This window comes from Methylobacter sp. BBA5.1 (genome assembly GCF_000746145.1).
Taxonomy (GTDB): domain Bacteria; phylum Pseudomonadota; class Gammaproteobacteria; order Methylococcales; family Methylomonadaceae; genus Methylobacter; species Methylobacter marinus.
Genome location: NZ_JQKS01000044.1, coordinates 1 through 15,116, shown reverse-complemented (window position 1 = coordinate 15,116; position 15,116 = coordinate 1). Strand labels below are relative to the sequence as shown.

The 15,116-nt window shown below is 44.2% G+C and carries 17 protein-coding genes; 8 read left to right on the top strand and 9 right to left on the bottom strand.

Annotation, left to right across the window (positions count from 1 at the left end; translation table 11 throughout):
• The first annotated feature begins 332 nt into the window (after nt 1–332).
• The 3 genes from sodB (at nt 333) to EK22_RS23875 (ending at nt 2,195) form a co-directional block, all read left to right on the top strand.
• On the top strand, nt 333–914 hold the full coding sequence (gene sodB / locus EK22_RS23880) for a superoxide dismutase [Fe] (RefSeq protein WP_081917992.1): 582 nt from the start codon (nt 333–335) through the stop codon (nt 912–914).
• Nucleotides 915–977: 63 nt separating this feature from the next.
• The gene (locus EK22_RS19920) at nt 978–1,673 is read left to right on the top strand and encodes an SDR family oxidoreductase (RefSeq protein WP_036253924.1); all 696 of its coding nucleotides are present in this window, start codon (nt 978–980) and stop codon (nt 1,671–1,673) included.
• A 6-nt stretch (nt 1,674–1,679) separates the two neighbouring features.
• The gene (locus tag EK22_RS23875; protein ID WP_040590529.1) at nt 1,680–2,195 is read left to right on the top strand and encodes a DUF3455 domain-containing protein; all 516 of its coding nucleotides are present in this window, start codon (nt 1,680–1,682) and stop codon (nt 2,193–2,195) included.
• On the opposite strand, the gene EK22_RS19910 is transcribed toward EK22_RS23875, so the two are convergent.
• From EK22_RS19910 to arsC, 5 genes are all read right to left on the bottom strand, one after another.
• Nucleotides 2,179–3,108, bottom strand: a complete 930-nt coding sequence (locus EK22_RS19910) for a ketopantoate reductase family protein (RefSeq protein WP_036253910.1) — start codon at nt 3,106–3,108, stop codon at nt 2,179–2,181. The genes EK22_RS23875 and EK22_RS19910 overlap by 17 nt on opposite strands.
• Nucleotides 3,101–3,802, bottom strand: a complete 702-nt coding sequence (gene hda, locus EK22_RS19905; protein ID WP_020159239.1) for a DnaA regulatory inactivator Hda — start codon at nt 3,800–3,802, stop codon at nt 3,101–3,103. Before hda ends, EK22_RS19910 begins: the two co-directional genes overlap by 8 nt.
• Before the next feature lie 2 nt (nt 3,803–3,804).
• Complete coding sequence (locus EK22_RS19900; RefSeq protein WP_020159240.1) at nt 3,805–4,158, bottom strand: DUF2069 domain-containing protein; 354 nt, start codon at nt 4,156–4,158, stop codon at nt 3,805–3,807.
• Nucleotides 4,155–4,748, bottom strand: coding sequence for an NAD(P)H:quinone oxidoreductase (gene wrbA / locus EK22_RS19895; RefSeq protein WP_020159241.1), 594 nt, complete (start codon nt 4,746–4,748; stop codon nt 4,155–4,157). Before wrbA ends, EK22_RS19900 begins: the two co-directional genes overlap by 4 nt.
• Nucleotides 4,749–4,830: 82 nt before the next feature.
• Nucleotides 4,831–5,178 carry an arsenate reductase (glutaredoxin) gene (gene arsC, locus EK22_RS19890; RefSeq protein ID WP_020159242.1) on the bottom strand — a complete coding sequence of 116 codons (348 nt, stop codon included), beginning with the start codon at nt 5,176–5,178 and terminating at the stop codon, nt 4,831–4,833.
• A 180-nt stretch (nt 5,179–5,358) separates the two neighbouring features.
• Here arsC and ubiA point away from each other — a divergent pair, with 180 nt between their 5' ends.
• Together ubiA and EK22_RS19880 are read left to right on the top strand one after the other, a co-directional pair.
• Nucleotides 5,359–6,222 carry a 4-hydroxybenzoate octaprenyltransferase gene (gene ubiA, locus EK22_RS19885; RefSeq protein WP_036253908.1) on the top strand — a complete coding sequence of 288 codons (864 nt, stop codon included), beginning with the start codon at nt 5,359–5,361 and terminating at the stop codon, nt 6,220–6,222.
• Nucleotides 6,223–6,371: 149 nt separating this feature from the next.
• On the top strand, nt 6,372–7,214 hold the full coding sequence (locus EK22_RS19880) for a DNA ligase (RefSeq protein ID WP_020159244.1): 843 nt from the start codon (nt 6,372–6,374) through the stop codon (nt 7,212–7,214).
• A 143-nt stretch (nt 7,215–7,357) separates the two neighbouring features.
• Here the strand turns inward: EK22_RS19880 and EK22_RS19875 are convergent, their stop codons facing one another.
• Both EK22_RS19875 and EK22_RS19870 read right to left on the bottom strand, forming a co-directional pair.
• Nucleotides 7,358–8,206 carry a sulfurtransferase gene (locus EK22_RS19875; protein ID WP_036253906.1) on the bottom strand — a complete coding sequence of 283 codons (849 nt, stop codon included), beginning with the start codon at nt 8,204–8,206 and terminating at the stop codon, nt 7,358–7,360.
• A 6-nt stretch (nt 8,207–8,212) separates the two neighbouring features.
• On the bottom strand, nt 8,213–9,190 hold the full coding sequence (locus tag EK22_RS19870; protein ID WP_036253905.1) for an NAD(P)H-quinone oxidoreductase: 978 nt from the start codon (nt 9,188–9,190) through the stop codon (nt 8,213–8,215).
• Between the two features lie 158 nt (nt 9,191–9,348).
• Here EK22_RS19870 and argC point away from each other — a divergent pair, with 158 nt between their 5' ends.
• Nucleotides 9,349–10,380, top strand: a complete 1,032-nt coding sequence (gene argC / locus EK22_RS19865) for an N-acetyl-gamma-glutamyl-phosphate reductase (protein WP_036253904.1) — start codon at nt 9,349–9,351, stop codon at nt 10,378–10,380.
• Between the two features lie 66 nt (nt 10,381–10,446).
• Nucleotides 10,447–10,779: an iron-sulfur cluster insertion protein ErpA gene (gene erpA, locus EK22_RS19860; RefSeq protein WP_020159248.1), complete on the top strand. Its 333-nt coding sequence runs from the start codon at nt 10,447–10,449 to the stop codon at nt 10,777–10,779.
• Nucleotides 10,780–10,812: 33 nt separating this feature from the next.
• On the opposite strand, the gene EK22_RS19855 is transcribed toward erpA, so the two are convergent.
• Both EK22_RS19855 and EK22_RS23330 read right to left on the bottom strand, forming a co-directional pair.
• Nucleotides 10,813–11,931 carry an anhydro-N-acetylmuramic acid kinase gene (locus EK22_RS19855; protein ID WP_036253903.1) on the bottom strand — a complete coding sequence of 373 codons (1,119 nt, stop codon included), beginning with the start codon at nt 11,929–11,931 and terminating at the stop codon, nt 10,813–10,815.
• A gap of 8 nt (nt 11,932–11,939) precedes the next feature.
• Complete coding sequence (locus tag EK22_RS23330; RefSeq protein ID WP_020159250.1) at nt 11,940–13,310, bottom strand: peptidoglycan DD-metalloendopeptidase family protein; 1,371 nt, start codon at nt 13,308–13,310, stop codon at nt 11,940–11,942.
• A 221-nt stretch (nt 13,311–13,531) separates the two neighbouring features.
• On the opposite strand from EK22_RS23330, the gene tyrS reads away from it, so the two are divergent.
• Nucleotides 13,532–14,728, top strand: coding sequence for a tyrosine--tRNA ligase (tyrS, locus tag EK22_RS19845; protein ID WP_020159251.1), 1,197 nt, complete (start codon nt 13,532–13,534; stop codon nt 14,726–14,728).
• Nucleotides 14,729–15,116: the final 388 nt, after the last annotated feature.

Genomic DNA, 15,116 nt, shown 5'->3' with positions numbered 1-15,116 from the left:
ACTGGAAGTGCTTGACACACAGTTGCGCCATGAATTGCATTTTCTGCTTCAACTTGGACAGGAATTGATCTAATTGTTTTAATGGGCAATGATATGGGCTTCAAAATTATGAATTATAGAGTAGCTTCTATACTCCAACCATTACTAAAAGGGTACAAGAGATAATACAGCCTTTAGTGTTTGTATGGATGAACAAGAGTTAAATAAGTCCAGCTTTATTTAATTGGCTAGCAATGCTAAAGTAATAGTTTATTAAATTACTTGGTATTTATTTTCTGTTGCAAGCTGTTTAATTGGCAACTATTTTTAACGTATTTTATTAGGAGAATCAAATGGCTTTCGAACTTCCTGCTTTACCTTATGCTAAAGATGCGCTGGCTCCCCATATTTCAGCAGAAACGTTAGAGTATCATTATGGGAAGCATCACCAAACTTATGTAACAAATCTGAACAATCTCATTCCAGGAACTGAATTTGAAGGATTATCTCTGGAAGAAATCGTTGTCAAATCTTCTGGGGGTATTTTTAATAATGCAGCTCAAGTATGGAATCATACATTTTACTGGAACTGTTTGACTCCTAATGGTGGCGGTCAACCTACTGGTGCTTTAGCTGATGCTATTGATGCTTCTTTTGGGTCATTTGAAAAATTTAAAGAAGAATTCACTAAATGTGCTGTTACCACCTTCGGTTCAGGTTGGGCTTGGTTGGTAAAAAACGCAGATGGAAGTTTAGCTCTCGTTAGCACTAGTAATGCAGGCTGCCCATTAACTACAGGACAAACACCTCTCATGACTTGTGATGTGTGGGAGCATGCTTACTACATTGATTATCGAAATGCTCGTCCAACTTACTTAGAGCATTTCTGGTCACTAGTTAACTGGGATTTTGTTTCTAAAAATCTCTCAGCTTAATTTCTGAACTGATAAATAACCTTCTGTATCACGTAGTACAGAAGGTTTTTTATGGAGGGGCAAATGTCTACAGTTCTAGTTACCGGGGCCAATCGGGGGTTGGGCTTGGAGTTTTGTCGTCAATATGTACAATCTGGATGGACAACAATTGCTTGTTGCCGTGATCCGGGAGGTGCGGTTGAATTAAACAAGCTTGCCAGCCAGTACAATAATATTCAGATAGAAACGCTGGATATTTCTGATTTAGATCAAATTGACAAGTTGTCCCATAAGCTTACCGACTTACCGATTGATGTTTTGATTAATAATGCCGGTATTTACACTGATGATCGAGTACATGCTTCTGGTCAACTGGACTATCAGGCATGGAATAAATCGTTTCTGGTTAATACTCAGGCGCCGGTTAAAATGGCTGAAGATTTTCTGCCACAAATCAAGCGTAGTGAAAAGAAGCTAATCGTCAGTATCAGTAGTTTAATGGGTAGTATTACTGATAATACTAGTGGAGGCAGTATTTTGTATCGTTCAAGCAAGGCTGCGCTAAACTCCGCAATGAAGTGTCTGGCGCTTGCGCTCAAAGAACAATCTGTCGGTGTGCTTATTTTACATCCGGGTTGGGTTAAAACGGATATGGGGGGCATCAATGCATTAATTAATGCTAATGAAAGCGTTTCAGGTATGCGCTCCGTGATAGACAATTTTAGCTTGGAACAATCAGGTTGTTTTGTTAAATACGATGGAACCAAACTACCATGGTGAAAACAGATGATTAAAAAAATAGTGTTTTTATGGGGATTGTTACTAGGGACCGCTAATGCTGATACTTCAATACCTGAACAGATTAAAGTTCCTGATGGTAATGAGTCTGTTTTGTCTGTTCATGCGAAAGGTGATCAGATTTATCAATGCTCAGTCAATAACAATAAGTATGCATGGAAAATACAGGCCCCTGATGCTCGTCTATTCGATGAGGATGGTCGGGTTGTCGGAAACCATTATGAAGGTCCTATATGGGAGTATAAAGAAGGCAGTCGTATTGTCGGCCGAATACTCAATAGAGTAGATATTGAACCAGAGTCATCCATTTCCTGGCTGCTGGTTGAAGTCATAGCGCATAAGGGAAAAGGGTTGTTTTCGGATGTAAATTATATTAATCGGGTTAATACTCACGGTGGTTTGCCTCCGTTATCCGGATGCGATGCTAATCACCTGGGCAGTGAAAAGCGAGCGCCGTATACTGCGGACTATATCTTTTACGGTAAATCTACAGCGAATGATTGAGCTGCAATTCGCGCAATTTCATTAAGGCATAGACTGATTCTAAATGGGGGCATGCAACACCGGTTCGTTTGCCGGCACGTAACGCATTGCCTAAAATCACTTCCGTCTCCATCGGATGACCGTTTTCGTAATCTAACAGCATGCTGGTCCTGTATGGGGGCATGGCATAAGTATTATCGATATTAATATCGATAATATCGGGGGGCAGGTGATGCTCACAGGCTTCAGCGATATTAAAAACTTCCTGCATGATGTTGCGTACGAAAGCTTCCTGGGAACGCAGGATGTCGAGCGTTTCTAGACCACCGGATAAGACCGATAACGAATTAAAAGGTGCATTCCAAATGCATTTTTGCCAACGTCGAGTGATAATCTTTTCAGTTGCTTCGCATACAACACCTGACTGGTTAAATAATTCGCAAAGCATGTTGGTTTTGCTGCTAATGGAGCCAGGCAAATTTCCCAGCGTTAGATGGCCATAAGCCAAATGCAATATTTCCCCGGGATTAATCCGGTTGCTGCAAATAAACGCTAGACCACTGATGACTTCATTATCAGGAAAAGCAGTCAGTATTTCCTGTTCGATGTCAACGCCATTTTGGATGAATACGATGGCTGTTTCGGGCTTTACTGCAGGGCGAAGCAATGTAATGCGATCAATATCGGGAATCACTTTTGTGCAAAGTAAAACATAATCTGCCGTACCATTAAAATCCGCAGCGTTTTTTAGTACTTGGGAGGGAATAAAATTCCAGCTGCCAAGATCGTTGCTACGGATAACAAAACCATTTCGTTTGACATGTTCATAATCGGAGCGACAAACGACCGATACATCGGCACCTGCTTTAGCCAATAGCGCACCGTAGAAGCCGCCAATGGCGCCAGCGCCAATAATTAGTACTTTGCTAGACATAGTTATCATCCATAACCTGTTTTAAAAACGGAATGGTCAACTTGCGCTTGGCGGCCAATGATGCTTGATCCAATTTTTCCAGTAAAGCCCATAGTGAGGATAAATCCCTGGAATAATGCGTCAGCAGAAAACGTCCTGCTTTGGAAGAAATTTCAAAGCCCATTTGATTTGCTTTAAAAGTTAACGCAGCGATTCTGCCCTGATCGTCTAATGGTCGCATTTTTAACGCCAGTCCCCAGTTAAGTCGGGTTTGAAGGTCAGGTAGCTGAATACCGAGATCATTAGGGGCGCAATGAGCGGATATGATGAGTTTATGCCCGCGATCCCTGTGTTCATTGAAAAAATTAAAAAAAGCCATTTCCCAGGCAGGATTACCCGTGAAACACTCAATGTTGTCGAAACAGACGATGTCAATTTCATCAAGACCATTGAGTATAGTGGGGTCAGGAAGAGATGAGCCTGAAAATGAAAAATAGAATGACCTGAATCCTAAAGTATAAGCTTGGCAACAACAGGCCTGCAATAAATGGCTTTTTCCCAGACCTTGACTCCCCCAGAGAAAGATTTGCTGCTCGCCTGTGCCCGCAACGCAGTTTTGCAGATGATTGATGATTTCCTGATTGTTGCCAGGGTAGAAGTTATTAAATGTCAGATCAGCCCTGAATTCAAAATGTAAGGGAAGTTGCTTCGCCATTGTTAGCTATGGTGTCCTGAAAATCGAACATAGAATGTTGAACCGAGAAAAAGCATCAAGCTTAGTATGATCTCCAGCGATGCATACAGGCGTTCATCCATGTTGACATAAGCTTCAGCAGAGCCGTGTATAAAATAGATCAGGCTAATGTAGGCGGTCCAAGCACAGCTTTTTCGATTGCGGTCCAATAAGCCGCGCATCGGGAGCAATAATGGTGTCACAGTAATTAATAACATTAACGCAATAGGAAAGCGCGTTGATGGTGCCAGAACAGTATGCCACAACATCAACAAGGCGAACAGGCCGAAAAAACCGGCCAAAGCTAGGGAATAATAATAAATTGGTTTTATCTTCATGAGCCTTGTTTTAAATACAACGCTGTTTTAGCCAAGCGCATCCCAAGAGCGCGGCACAATTTTTTTTCTTGATCACTTATGACTGCATTACTTAATGATACATGGCTTGGACCATAAGGAGTGCCGCCGGAAGTCGTTTCACGCAAAGCTGTTTCTGTATAAGGCAAGCCTAGTATGAGCATGCCATGATGCATTAATGGCAGCATCATCGATAAGAGTGTGCTTTCTTGTCCTCCATGCATACTTCCGGTAGAAGTAAATACACCAGCCGGTTTGCCGGATAATGCACCTGAAAACCAGATTTCGGTCGTGCTATCGATGAAGTATTTTAGCGGTGCTGCCATATTGCCAAAATGGGTAGGACTGCCTAGAGCCAAGCCGTCACACTCTTTTAAATCTTCCAGGGAGGCATAAGGTGCCCCATGGTTTGGGATGCTGGCGGCGATTTTCTCGCAGACACTGGACACGTCGGGAACAGTTCTGAGAACAGCCTCAACGCCGACGACGGATTCAACTCCACGCGCAATGTGGTTCGCCATTTCAGCAGTGGAGCCGTGGCGGGAAAAGTAAAGAATCAAAATTTTCGTCATAATAAAACCGTTGGTTTAAAATAGAGCGGCCTTACCCTTATATTTCAAATTGAGGGCATATTATGGTTGTAGAACGGGGTGGCTACAATATAGCCAGCACATTTTCCGGCGGGCGACCAATAGCGGCTTTATCATTGGCAATCACAATAGGGCGTTCAATTAATATTGGATTGTTTATCATGCCATCGATCAGGGCTTGCCGGTCCAGTGATTGGTTGTCCAAACCGGCATTTTTATATTCTGCTTCTTTTTTGCGCATTAAATCACGTGGTTCCAGGCCCAGTTTTTCCAGGATATCATTCAGTTCAGTAGCACTCGGAGGTGTTTTCAGATATTCAATAATCTCTGGTTCAATGCCCTGTTCTTTCAATAATTCAAGGGTTTGACGTGATTTACTGCAGCGCGGGTTATGATAAATTTTTACGCTCATGACTACCTCTCCATTGGGCTCAAGTGCTCACTAAAACAAAGAAGCTATAATAGCATTTTTAATAAAACTCACGCTTCAAAACGAATGACTTGCAAGCGGGCAGTTTCGGTTGGTTGTGTAGTTAGGTTTGAACAATTGCAAACAGTTCACTCTGAGAAGGTAAAGATAGTGACAATAGATATGATAGAGGATAGAGCCAGACAATACTGGTTATTGGCGCGATTTGACAGGCCCATCGGCATATTGATTTTATTATGGCCGGCCCTTTGGGCGCTTTGGGTTGCGAGTAACGGCAAGCCTGACTTGTTAGTTTTAACCGTTATCTGCCTGGGTGTGGTGCTGATGCGGGCAGCAGGTTGCGTGATTAATGATTATGCCGATCGTGAGTTTGACCCGCATGTGGAACGTACTAAGCAACGGCCCATGGCTCTCGGCAATGTTACGCCTAAGGAAGCTTTAATCATTTTTGTCGTGTTGTGCCTGATTTCTTTCGGTTTGGTATTATTACTGAACCTCTACACGATTCTGCTGTCCTTCATCGCGGCATTTTTGGCGGCCAGCTATCCTTTTATGAAGCGCTATACGCATTTGCCGCAAGCTTATCTGGGTATCGCTTTCGGCTGGGCGGTACCAATGGCATTCAGCGCGCAGACTAATAGTATTCCACTTGTTGCCTGGGTCATGTATCTGGCCACGATATTATGGGCGCTGGTTTATGACACCATGTATGCCATGGTCGATATAGACGATGATTTAAAAATAGGTGTCAAATCTACAGCAATTTTATTCGGTGAATATGATCGGCATATCATGGCGATTTTGCAGGTGATCATTCTAGGTTTGCTGGTCATTATCGGGCAAATGCAAGATCTGGGCAGGTTTTACTATAGTGGGCTATTGGTTGCCGCGGGTTTGTCTGTTTATCAGCAACGGTTGATTTTTAATCGTGAAAAGTCGCAGTGTTTTAAAGCATTTTTGAATAATAACTGGTTTGGTTTGGCCATTTTCATGGGATTTTTCTTGGATTATTACTGGAGAGCATGATAGGCTATTTAAAAAATAGCAGCGGACTGTCATTATGGGCCTTAAGGTGATTTATGCCGGCGCTGAAGCAATAAAATTTTGCTGATATATAAAAATTAAGCATCGCAAAGGAATGGCCAGTCAGCCATCTATGGGCCGGGCAAATTGTTATGATTAAACAACGCATTTGTATCTTGTTTCTGCTGTTTTATTTAGCGCCTAGTGGCCGGGCAGAAGAAACTCCTGATCTCATGCTGGCAAAAGTGTTTCATCAACATGTCGATGTTACACAGTTTTGGGTAAGCGAAAAACTCGATGGCGTGCGGGCCAGATGGAATGGCGCAAAGCTCATTTCCAAGGGCGGGCATATTTTTGCTGCCCCGGATTGGTTTATTCAGGGCTTTCCGAATATGCCGCTAGACGGCGAATTATGGATGGAACGGGGGCGCTATGAAGATACTGTGTCGATAGTTCGCCAGCAAGCGCCGCATGAAGGCTGGAAGCAGATCAAACTGATGGTATTTGATCTTCCGGCGCATGGAGGAATATTCAGTAAGCGGGTAGAAGCCATGAATAATATGGCATCGGAAATAAACTCACCTTATCTGGCCGTGATTGAGCAGTTTCGGGTAGATTCATATGCAGCGCTGATGGATAAGCTTGTTGAAATCAATAAACAAGGAGGAGAAGGTTTGATGCTGCATAGGCAGAGTGCAATTTATCAGAGCGGACGTAGCGGAAATTTGCTTAAAGTAAAACCCTTCGAAGATGCGGAAGCAGTGGTAATTGGTTACAAATCCGGAAAAGGCAAAAATACCGGTCTGATGGGCTCGATAAAAGTACGCATGGAGAACGGCAAGGAATTTTATATCGGCAGCGGTTTTACTCAGAAGCAAAGGCAAAATCCACCGCCGGTTGGTAGTGTGGTTACTTATCGGTATAGAGGGTTGACTGGATCGGGGATTCCTCGGTTTGCGGTATTCATGCGGTTGCGCGATGAGAGTTCTCAGTGAAGATATTTCTATTGATAGATCGAGAAGAGCTTGTAGTTAGATGAGCCTGAATTTACTACATTCTTTCGAGCGTCAAATATGAAAGACGGCCAGCCAGAGACTATTTGTAGGGATTTCGTAGGCCATTCTAACAAGCGCTGCTATCAATAATCTGTGCAAACCCGCCGATTTTTATTTCGAATCCAGTCACTCCAAGAGCCTGCATACAGTTTAGATCCAGTTAATCCGGCGTATTCCATTGCTAGTAAATTATGACAGGCCGTGATGCCGGAGCCGCACATGTGCACAGTCTGTTCGGGGGAGGTGTCGCCCAGCATTTGCTTGAAATGTTCACGCAATATGTCGGCGGACAAGAATAAGCCGTTGGTATTTAGATTCAACTGAAACGCCCGGTTTAAGGCGCCGGGTATATGGCCGGCAACTGGATCGATAGGCTCCTGCTGGCCACGATAACGTTCCGGTGTGCGGGCATCAATCAACTTAATGGTTTTTGCCGCTAATTTATCGCGCACCTGTACGGCATTCAGCCATTGGTTTTCGTCAAGATACATCCTGAAGATGGCAGGTTCAATGGTCGGCAGCGTTGTGGTTACGGCATAGCCCTGCTTTTGCCAGTGTTTAATGCCTCCATCCAGCACAGCGACTTTATCATGGCCCATGCAACGTAACAGCCACCATAGGCGGCCTGCGAAAGCGCCGCTGGCATTGTCATAAACTACGACTTGGCTTTGATTGGTTACGCTCCATTGTCCCAGTTTGTCGACCAGCAATGAAAAAGAGGGCAGCGGGTGACGACCGGTTAAGTCGGTAACTGGCGAGGATAAATCATTGTTCAAATGTGCATATCTGGCATTAGGAATATGACCGAAGCGGTATGCTTTGGCGCCGGCATTGGTGTCGGCCAGGGAAAAACGACAGTCAAAGATAATCCAGTTGCGATCATTGACATGTTGGTTCAGTATGTCCGGTGAAATTAAATGGGTGTAGCTCATGTTTTTTTATACCGTTAAGATGATTTTGCCGATGTGCTGACCGCTTTCCATTAATGCATGGGCTTGAGCCGCTTCTTTCAATGGAAAGGTGGCATGAATTATAGGCTTAATTTGGCCATAGTCGAGTAAGGGCCAGACATTTTCCAACAGATTCTTGGCAATGTCGGCTTTAAAGGCGGTGTCCCTGGCGCGCAGGGTTGAGCCGGTGATTGTGAGGCGTTTCAGCATAATGGGCAGTAGATCAATTTCAGATGTTGCTCCCTTTTGTAATGCGATTTGCACCAAGCGTGCATCAAAAGCCATGCATTTTAAATTACGCGGAAAATAGTCACCGCCTATCATGTCGAGTATGACATTGACGCCTTTACCGCTGGTCAATTGCCTGATTTCTTCGGCAAAATCCTGTTCGTTATAGTTGATGGCGGCATCGGCGCCCAGCTCTGTGCAGAAGCGGCATTTCGCTTCAGTACCTGCCGTGACGAAGACTTTAGCATCAAATGCTTTGGCTAACTGGATGGCCGTTGTGCCTATGCCGCTGGTGCCGCCATGGACGAATAAGGTCTCGCCGGCAGCGAGCCGGGCACGATTAAATACATTGCTCCAGACTGTAAAAAAGGTTTCCGGCAAAGCGGCCGCTTCGCTCAAGCTCATGTCTCTGGGGACGGGCAAACATAGATCGGCTGATGCCAGGCAGTATTCGGCATAACCGCCGCCAGTTACTAAAGCGCAGACCTGGTCGCCTTCTTTTAGACGTGTGGGATTTTCGCCAATCGCCACTACAGTTCCTGCGATTTCCAGACCTGGAATATCAGACGCGCCGGGTGGGGGAGGGTACAGCCCTTTGCGCTGCATGATGTCGGGCCTATTAATGCCGGCTGCAGCGACTTTTATCAGTACTTCGCCCGCCGAGGGCGTAGGGACAGGGCATTGCGTCGGTTTTAAAACTTCAGGAGTACCGCTTTCAGTAATTTCGATGGCGATCATATTATCAGTCTCAGACAGAGTTGTGAGTTTTATAGGCACAACGTTTAAGTCAAAACGATAATGCCTAAGTCGCTTTTGAGTAAAGAAAAATGATTATACCGAATCAGGTTACAGGTATTATATGCGCTGGTTGTTTTTGTGTTGGAGATGAAGAGTAGATGATTCGTTCAGGTATTGTAGGCGGAACCGGTTATACTGGGGTTGAATTATTGCGGATTTTGGCGTCGCACTCGGAAGTCGACGTAGCGGTCGTGACATCGCGGTCGGATGCCGGATCAAGAGTGGATGCACTTTATCCTAGTCTGCGAGGCGCCATAGATGCGGTATTCAGTCTGCCTGATGTGGAGACTTTGGCTACATGTGATGTGGTTTTTTTCGCTACGCCTAATGGCACGGCAATGCATATGGCTGAACAGTTGCTGGCGCGTGGCGTCAAAGTGATTGACCTGTCTGCTGATTTTAGAATTAAAGAGGTCAGGGACTGGGAGAAATGGTATGGCATGCAGCATGCCTGTCCTGACCTGATTGCCGAGGCGGTTTATGGTTTGCCGGAAGTCAATAGAGCGTTGATAAAATCGGCTAGACTGGTCGCTTGCCCGGGTTGTTATCCGACTGCGGTACAGTTGGGTTTTTTGCCGCTGATTGAGCAAGGCGTGATTGATGCAGGTCAGTTGATCGCCGATGTGAAATCCGGTGTCAGCGGTGCCGGACGCAAGGCGGAACTAGCTACATTGATGAGCGAAACCGGCGAAAGTTTCAAGGCTTATGCAGTCAGTGGACATCGGCATCTGCCGGAAATCAGGCAGGGTCTTGAGATGGCGGCCGGAAGACCGGCCGGTCTTACATTTGTTCCGCATTTAATACCGATGATCCGCGGGATTCATGCCACACTATATGGCCAGTTGAATCTCGATCAATGTGATGTACAGGCATTATTCGAAAAAAGATACGCTGATGAGCATTTTGTTGACGTATTGCCTAGCGGCGCACATCCGGATACTCGTAATGTTAAAGGCAGCAACATGTGCCAAATCGCCGTGCATCAACCACAAGGCAGCCAGACAATTATAATCTTGTCGGTTATCGATAACCTGGTCAAAGGAGCGGCAGGTCAAGCGATTCAGAATATGAATCTGATGTTTGGCCTGGAGGAAGACCGCGGGTTAAATATGATTGCGCTCTATCCATAATTGTTGACTAAAATGCTAGGTATAGTCATAATTTAGCTTAATTTCAATTACTTAATTTTTGTATTTATGTCTGATCCAATTATTTTTACTGACAGTGCTGCTTCCAAAGTAGGTGAATTGATAGCCGAAGAAGGCAATAACAATCTGAAGCTGCGAGTTTATGTTTCAGGCGGCGGCTGTTCAGGATTTCAATATGGTTTTACTTTTGATGAAGAGGTCAACGAGGACGATACGCTGGTCGAAAAAGGCGGAGTAACCGTTCTGATTGATTCGATGAGCATTCAGTATTTAACCGGCGCTGAAATTGATTATAAAGAGGATTTGTCGGGGTCACAGTTCGTGATCCGCAATCCCAACGCAACGACCACCTGCGGCTGTGGCTCTTCGTTTTCGGCATGATATTATTTGGGCGGCCGCGGTTGGCCGCCCTTTTTACTGAACTGCTTTATTGCCATGATAAAGGCCCCCCAGAATCACTGCATTATTTGCCCCCGTTACTTCTTTAAGATTGCCAGGATGATGATTTAAAGTCTGTCTGGCCAGCCAAGCAAAAGCCATCGCTTCTACATGGTCCGGATGAATGCCATATGGCTCTGTCGAGTTAACTGGGCAGTTAAGGTTCAGTTGAATCAGTTCTAACAGATAGTCATTATGAATGCCGCCGCCGCAAATCAATACGCGCTCCGTTAAAGACGCATGTTTTTCAATGGCTTCACAAATAGTGATTGCCGTTAAAAAACATAAGCTGGCTTGGATGTCTTCAGCGTTATAGCTTATCGATTTAATCTTTTGATTCAACCATGATAAAGAAAAATACTCTTTACCGGTGCTTTTGGGCGGGAGAGCACCGAAGTACGTATCATTTTTTAACTGATTCACCAGGTCATGTTTGATTTCACCTGTTTTAGCCCATGCGCCGTTTTTATCATAAGCCAGATTACGGTGCTGCTTAATCCATAAATCCATCAACGTGTTTCCCGGTCCTGTATCAAATCCAATAACTTGCGAGGATTCAGCTGGTAAAACAGTAATGTTGGCAATGCCCCCGATATTAACAATACAGCGATGCTCGGTTGGATGACTGAACACGGCTTTATGAAAGGCTGGAACCAGCGGCGCCCCTTGTCCGTTTGCGGCCATGTCACGACGTCTGAAATCCGCCACCGTAGTAATACCGGTATTCTCGGCAATAATGTTCGGATCACCGATCTGCAAGGAAAAAGGAAATTGAATGTCTGGTGCGTGGTAAACCGTTTGCCCGTGACTGCCAATTGCTGCGATTGTTGCTGCCGGAATTTTTGCCTTCGCAAGTAATGAGTTGACAGCTTCTGCGAATAGATGACCCAGTCGGGTATCCAGAGCGCCGTAATCATTTAAGGAAATCAATGTGTCAGGTTCGCTGATCCGTTGGATCGCGTCTCTAGTCTCAGACGGGAAAGGAAAATAGTCGAACGCGATTAAGCGGACTTTCTGATCCTCAAAACTCACCAGGCTTGCGTCAATGCCATCAAGACTGGTTCCGGACATCAGTCCAACATAAAGCTCAGGCATTAGTTTCGTTAATTGTATTCAGATTGAGTTTTTGCAAACAAACTTTTAGCTTTAATCTGATTAAGTTGCGCTAAAAGCGGTTGGGTTTGTGATTTGAAATCAGCCAGCAAGTTTTCAGTGATAGGTAAAGAATGCGGCAGTTTGACTGTTTCTGGATTACGGTAAACACCATCAACATGAAATTCGTAGTGTAAGTGAGGGCCAGTGGCCAAGCCTGTCTGACCTACATAGCCAATAACATCTCCTTGTTTAACAGGATTACCAGTCTTTAGTCCTTTTTTGAATTTAGACAGATGTGCATAAAGTGATTCATAGCGATCTCCATGCTTAATGATTACAACTTGTCCATAACCGCCTTTGCGGCCGCAGAAAACAACAACGCCATCACCTGTGGTTTTTACAGGGGTGCCTGTCCTGGCGGCATAGTCGACACCTTTATGAGCACGAATTCTGTTTAGTATCGGATGCTTGCGTTTTAAGTCAAAGTGAGAGCTAATGCGCGCAAAATCAACAGGCGTAGTTAAAAAAGCCCTTTGCATGGACTGTCCGTCGGGTGTGTAGTAATTGACGTTACCCGATTTATCTATATACCGGAGAGCTGTATATGTCTCTCCCTGGTTAGTGAATTGAGCGGCTATAATTTCGTCGGTATCGATTTCTTTGCCGTTAACAACTTTTTTTTCATAAACAACGGTGAAATGATCGCCGTTGCGCAGGTTAGTCGCAAAATCGATATCCCAGGCAAAAATCCCAATAAGTTGCATTATCAATTCTTTTGACAAACCTGCCTCTAGTCCATCCAGAAATAAAGATGTCTCTATAGTGACATGTGCGCTGGAGGTTTTTTGGTTGGATGCCCAAGATTGCATTTGCAGCGGGGGGGCTATTGCGAACGGCTTAAATATCTGGGCTTCGGCGGTCGTGCTTGGCGAAGATTTGCCCAAGTTTAACTGGGAAATATTAGCAGAAGCAGCTTCCTGCATCTGTACCTTACTGTCAACAATACTGATTGGAACTGTTTTGACTGAATGGTGTGAAATAATTGAGCGTCTGCGATCGGCTACTTGACGCGCCAGCAGGGTTTGTTTCATCTCAGTTGTTTTACTATGTTTTTTCTTAACAAGTTTAGAAGAAACTAAAGTCTGTTTCTTTTTGGTGCGTTGGGATGGAGCGCTAGCCTGCTTTTTAGACGAGGACTTAACCATCTTTTTGGTTGTTTTAGAAGCTATATTCTTGTTGCCTGTTTTGGAAATCCTCTGAGTTTTTTTGACAGGCTTTGCTTGTCCGGAATGCTTGGTTGATGAAACAGCGGCCTTTGTGGTTCGATTTTTATCAAGGGGTACTGCCTGTGAGTAGACGGCAGTTGCCGTAAGAGCCATGTTTATCCCCAAGAACAAGGATATATAAATTCTTTTTTTCACGAGATTATGGGTAATTTATTGAAAATAAGTGAAAAATTTATTATCAGGAAGATTTTTGATCCATTTTAAGGTTTTTTAAAGGTTTTACCAAATAATAGACTATATAAAGATTTATTCTATAGAGCGATCCATTAATTCTATAATAATGCTTTTTGTAGACTGGATAGTGGAGAAAGAAATTGCAAGAGGAAGTATTAGCCAGCCTTCTAAGAGGTGCTGACGAGGTTTTAGTTGAGCAAGAGTTTATTAAAAAGCTGGAAGAAGGGCGGCCTCTGCGTATTAAAGCCGGTTTTGATCCTACGGCTCCTGATCTGCATTTGGGGCATACAGTACTGATTAATAAATTAAAGCAGTTTCAGGACTTTGGGCATGAGGTTCTGTTTTTGATTGGTGATTTTACCGGCATGATAGGCGATCCAACGGGAAAAAGTGCTACCCGTAAGCCACTGACGCGCGATGAGGTTATCGAGAATGCAAAAACTTATGAGGAACAGATCTTCAAAATTCTCGATCCTGTCAAAACATTGGTAATGTTTAATTCAAGCTGGATGAATGCAATGTCGCCAGCAGATTTAATTCAATTGGCGGCTAAACATACGGTGGCGCGCATGCTGGAGCGCGATGATTTTAATAAGCGTTTTAAAGGCGGGCAACCGATTGCAATTCATGAGTTCCTGTATCCGTTGATTCAGGGATATGATTCCGTGGCTATGAAAGCCGACGTCGAATTAGGCGGCACCGATCAAAAGTTTAACTTATTGGTTGGGCGGCAATTGCAAGAGGCTTTCGGGCAAAAACCGCAAGTCGTTATGACCATGCCGATTCTGGAGGGCTTGGATGGCGTACAGAAAATGTCCAAATCACTCAATAATTTTGTAGGCATTGCGGATTCTCCCGATGATATGTTTGGCAAATTAATGTCGATATCGGATGAATTGATGTGGCGCTATTTTGAATTGTTGAGTTTCATGCCGATGAGTGAAATCAAGCAATGGAAATATGAATGTGAGCAGGGTGCAAATCCACGCGATTATAAAGTAAAACTGGCGCAGGAAATTATTGAAAGGTTCCATGATGCATCGGCTGCTAACAAAGCACTGGAAAATTTTGAGGCTAGATTTCAGCGTGGAGCGATACCAGATGAAATGGATGAAATAGAGTTGAGTAATGGAGGACAGGGATACGGTATTGCGAATTTATTAAAGGATGCCGGTTTAACCGCAAGCACATCCGAAGCTATCCGGATGATAAAGCAAGGAGCTGTAAAGATTGATGGGGAAAAGATTTCTGATCCGAAAACAGAGATTGCGGTAGGTACAAAACAAGTTTATCAAGTGGGAAAAAGAAAATTTGCAAGAGTGGCAATAATTGCTTGACGATTAAAAAAAGATCGGTAGAATATGCCCTTCTTTCGGCGGCAGGTTGTCCGGAAGGGGTTCAGGGACAGAAAAAAAGTTGACACTGAGGTTGACAAGCAGAGCGGATCGGTTATAATGGTCGGCTCTTCGGGGTTGAGCGATTGGCTCCGGTTTTTCAGGATGAAAAATAAAAGCAACAAGGGGTTGACAACGGGTTTTGACTCTGTATAATAGTCGGACTCAGCGGGGCTTTAAGCTCCACGCTCTTTAAAAGTCAGATCAAAATAATTTGTGTGGGTGCTTGTGATGATTATTTTAGTTGTAATAAATAATCGAGCAAGAACAAACACGTCGATTCAACATTTACGTTAAGTTTTTGGTCGAGCCAAGATTGGTCACTCATCTT

Coding starts and splice junctions, on each gene's coding strand:
- sodB (WP_081917992.1), top strand. CDS start 333: ATGGCTTTCGAACTTCCTGCTTTACCTTATGCTAAAGATGCGCTGGCT.
- EK22_RS19920 (WP_036253924.1), top strand. CDS start 978: ATGTCTACAGTTCTAGTTACCGGGGCCAATCGGGGGTTGGGCTTGGAG.
- EK22_RS23875 (WP_040590529.1), top strand. CDS start 1,680: ATGATTAAAAAAATAGTGTTTTTATGGGGATTGTTACTAGGGACCGCT.
- EK22_RS19910 (WP_036253910.1), bottom strand. CDS start 3,108: ATGTCTAGCAAAGTACTAATTATTGGCGCTGGCGCCATTGGCGGCTTC.
- hda (WP_020159239.1), bottom strand. CDS start 3,802: ATGGCGAAGCAACTTCCCTTACATTTTGAATTCAGGGCTGATCTGACA.
- EK22_RS19900 (WP_020159240.1), bottom strand. CDS start 4,158: ATGAAGATAAAACCAATTTATTATTATTCCCTAGCTTTGGCCGGTTTT.
- wrbA (WP_020159241.1), bottom strand. CDS start 4,748: ATGACGAAAATTTTGATTCTTTACTTTTCCCGCCACGGCTCCACTGCT.
- arsC (WP_020159242.1), bottom strand. CDS start 5,178: ATGAGCGTAAAAATTTATCATAACCCGCGCTGCAGTAAATCACGTCAA.
- ubiA (WP_036253908.1), top strand. CDS start 5,359: ATGATAGAGGATAGAGCCAGACAATACTGGTTATTGGCGCGATTTGAC.
- EK22_RS19880 (WP_020159244.1), top strand. CDS start 6,372: ATGATTAAACAACGCATTTGTATCTTGTTTCTGCTGTTTTATTTAGCG.
- EK22_RS19875 (WP_036253906.1), bottom strand. CDS start 8,206: ATGAGCTACACCCATTTAATTTCACCGGACATACTGAACCAACATGTC.
- EK22_RS19870 (WP_036253905.1), bottom strand. CDS start 9,190: ATGATCGCCATCGAAATTACTGAAAGCGGTACTCCTGAAGTTTTAAAA.
- argC (WP_036253904.1), top strand. CDS start 9,349: ATGATTCGTTCAGGTATTGTAGGCGGAACCGGTTATACTGGGGTTGAA.
- erpA (WP_020159248.1), top strand. CDS start 10,447: ATGTCTGATCCAATTATTTTTACTGACAGTGCTGCTTCCAAAGTAGGT.
- EK22_RS19855 (WP_036253903.1), bottom strand. CDS start 11,931: ATGCCTGAGCTTTATGTTGGACTGATGTCCGGAACCAGTCTTGATGGC.
- EK22_RS23330 (WP_020159250.1), bottom strand. CDS start 13,310: ATGGCTCTTACGGCAACTGCCGTCTACTCACAGGCAGTACCCCTTGAT.